Raw genomic sequence first — 3,106 nt, 5'->3', positions numbered from 1 at the left:
GTCCTGGACCGCGTCTTCCAGGCGCCGGCGGGCTTCGTCGGCCTGCTGGCGATGCTGCTGAAGTTCCGCGGCCATCTGGTTGAAATGGCGCGCCACCACTTCGAATTCGTCGCCCGATGCAAGGTCGATGCGGTGCTCGAGCGAACCGGACTGCAGGGCCCGCGTGCCTTGCAGCAGCAGCTCCAGGGGGCGCTTGAGGCGACCGCGCAGATGCAGCGCCCACAGCACCGCTGCGACAAGGGCGATGATCGCCATCGCAATCGCCTGCTGCCGCAGCCGGTCCAGGCCCCGCTCGGTTGCGGCACGGGCAATGGGAACCGCCTTGCGCTGTCCTTCGATGGCACCGTTGAGCAGCTCGCGAAGGTCGCGGCCCTGGGTCATGTCGAAGACCTGCGCCACCTGCCGCCAGACATTCGGGAATTCCGCGCCGGGCGACAGCGGCTGCAAGTCCTGAAGCTGCGCCTGCACCTCGAGGATGTTGCCGTCCAGCAGCTTGCTGATCTCGACCAGCTGGAGAACCTCTTGCGGCACGGCGATGTCCTCCCGCGAGGACAGCTTCCGCCACGAGTCCAGGTGCAGGCGGGACATGGCGTCCAGCCGCGCAGCGCCGGTCCGCATCCGCTCGAGCAGCTGGTCCCGCACCGCCGAGGTCGCCTCCGCATTCATGAGCCGCTGCGAGGCCCACACGCGCAGCCTTTGCTTGTTGGCTGAAATCTCGAGGAGCTCGGAAAGAATGTCGCTCGTCAGCCGGCTGTGTGCGGCGTATTCGTTGACGCGATTGGAGCCCCAGTAGACAAAGGCGGCCTGGCAGCACACCAGTGCAACAAGAACCGCAAAGGCGAACGACAACCGTAGACGAAACATGGCGGCGAAGTCTACAGGCCTCGATTTGCCCTGCGCTCCAGCAAGTCGCGCTTGGCCTTGTCGTGATGCGCATGCAGAGGGCCGGTGACCAGCTGGTTCTTTATCGGCGACCAGTTCGGAGTCGAGAGGCCAGTGATCGCCATGGCTTGTTGATGATCGCTGCGCGGGAGGCAGCTCGAATCCATTCCCTTCAAATCCTCAGAAGGCGCTTCATCAAGAGCGTTGGATAGTCTTGCCGATGTCCCGCAACGGCATAGACGAAAGTGTCCTCCTGGGTATCGCGAAGAATGAAGATAGCCACTACTTGCGGCGTTGGCGAGCTGCGGCCAGTTGCGCACGGGATTCGGCAGCGGAAATACCTTTGCCCTTCATGCGCTCTTTCTCACCCAAGGCAATGATCTTCAAGGCGGCGATCAGCGATTCTTTTTCCTGAAACTGCTTGACGCTTTCAATCACCATGCAGGCCTCGCCATTCTGGGTGATGAAGAAGGGCGTGCCGTTCATCTCCAGATCCTCGGAGATTTGAGCGGCATGGCTTTTCAGGTATGAGATTGACTTGATGTTGGAGATGGTCGGCATGGCGATCTTCGAGTGCCTGAAGAGTAGATCTAGTACCGAATTTAGTTAAGGTCAAGTGCTAACACAGGCTCCGAACCTGCAGGCTGGCATGTCAGCAAGCTGACAGCACCATGCACTTGCCGCCGCCTTGGGCAGCAAAGCAACACCCGAAGAGCCTCAGCTGTTGACCGTGACCCCCGTCTCTTTCACGACCGATTTCCAGCGCGCGATTTCTTCGCTCAGGTACTTGGAGAACGCCTGCGGCCCGCGGGGCATGGAATCCACGAACGAGCTTTCCAGCCGGGCCTTGACTTCCGGCAGTTCCAGCACCTTGTCGACGGCCGCGTTCAGCTGCTGCAGCAGATCCGCGGGCACCCCGGCAGGTGCCATCACGCCATACCAGGCGCCTCCCACCATGCCCGGCACGCTTTCGGAGAAGGTCTGCACGTCCGGCAATTTCGGATGCCGCGTCGCGCTGGCAATGGCAAGAACCTTGAGCCTCTTCGCTTCGATGTGCGGCATGCAAGCCGGCACGGAATTGATCACCATGGCAACCTGCCCGCCCACCGCATCGGTCAAGGCCGCGCTGCCGCCCTTGTAGGGCACGTGCACCAGCTCCATGCCCGTCTTGCGCTTGAGCGTCTCGCACAGCAGGTGGGGCACGGACCCCTGCCCTGGTGTTCCCACGCCGTATTCGCGCACTCGGGCACGCGGCAGCGCGATCAGTTCGCGCAGGGAGTTGGCCGGAAGCGACGGATGCGCCACCAGCAGTTGCGGCGAAGAGCCCACGAGCGTGAGCGGCGAGAAATCCTTGATCGGATCAAAGGGCAATTTGGGCTGTACCGCGGCATTGGTGGCGTGCGCGGCGTCCGCAAGGAACAAGGTGTAGCCGTCCGCGGCGCTCTTGGCCGCGGCATCGGTGCCGATCAGCCCCGAGGCCCCGGCCTTGTTGTCCACGACGACATTCCACCCCGCCGTTTCGGTCAGTTTCTGGGCAATCAGGCGCGCGACAAAATCGGAACCGCCTCCGGGCCCGTACGGCACGATCAGGCGGATGGGCCGGCTGGGAAAGCCGCTGGCAAATGCGCGGCCGCTCCCCAGGCCGGCGGCCATCAGGAAGGCAGAGGCGACAAAGTCCCGGCGGCCGATGGAAGGCATGGTCAAGGCTCCTGGTAGTACGCGATGTGTTCGAAGGGAGGCGCGTCCTTGCGAGAACGCATTCAGGCAAGCAGCGATTGCGCGGCACGCCGGAATCCGGTGGCGGCGGCATCCACGCAGGCCGCGTCGATATGGCGGTGCGTCACGAGCCGGATCCGGCGCGGACCCCACGGGCGGACCAGGACATCGCATTCCTTGAGTGCCTCCGCCCAGGCGAGACTGTCGGCTGCGGCCTCGGGCACGTCGACGAAGACGATGTTGGTGGGCGGCGTGCTGATACCGACGGAGCCGGGCAACACGGCGCGCAATGCCTCGCTCAGGCACGACGCCAAAGCATGGTCTTGCGCGAGCCGGCCGGGCATGGTTTCCAGGGCGTCCAGTCCCGCGGCGGCAACCACGCCGATCTGGCGCTGCGTGCCCCCGAGCATCTTGCGCAGCCGTCTGGCGCTGGCCATGGTGGCGGACGGGCCGGCGAGCACCGCACCTGCAGGCGCGCTCAGGCCCTTGGAAAGGCAGAGGGTCACCG

General features: G+C 64.3%; 4 protein-coding genes. All 4 read right to left on the bottom strand.

Translation table 11 applies throughout. The features are described from left to right. Positions 1–864: HAMP domain-containing protein (locus AC1DOC_RS26315; RefSeq protein ID WP_478130803.1), on the bottom strand; the 864-nt coding region annotated here is incomplete at its 3' end. A gap of 300 nt (positions 865–1,164) precedes the next feature. After that, complete coding sequence (locus AC1DOC_RS26310) at positions 1,165–1,443, bottom strand: type II toxin-antitoxin system Phd/YefM family antitoxin (RefSeq protein WP_015865508.1); 279 nt, start codon at positions 1,441–1,443, stop codon at positions 1,165–1,167. Between the two features lie 156 nt (positions 1,444–1,599). Then, positions 1,600–2,535, bottom strand: coding sequence for a tripartite tricarboxylate transporter substrate binding protein (locus AC1DOC_RS26305; RefSeq protein ID WP_478081485.1), 936 nt, complete (start codon positions 2,533–2,535; stop codon positions 1,600–1,602). A 107-nt stretch (positions 2,536–2,642) separates the two neighbouring features. Continuing rightward, on the bottom strand, positions 2,643–3,106 hold a 464-nt coding region (locus AC1DOC_RS26300; RefSeq protein WP_478130802.1), incomplete at its 5' end, for a beta-eliminating lyase-related protein.

The sequence above is a fragment of the Variovorax sp. 01T439_2 genome (genome assembly GCF_056398445.1).
Note: the sequence above shows the minus strand (reverse complement) of the source record. Positions and strands in the feature narration are given on the sequence as shown.

What these genes read in the sequence shown, in the direction of transcription:
- AC1DOC_RS26310 (WP_015865508.1), bottom strand. Translation starts at nt 1,443, where the DNA reads ATGCCGACCATCTCCAACATCAAGTCAATCTCATACCTGAAAAGCCAT.
- AC1DOC_RS26305 (WP_478081485.1), bottom strand. Translation starts at nt 2,535, where the DNA reads ATGGCCGCCGGCCTGGGGAGCGGCCGCGCATTTGCCAGCGGCTTTCCC.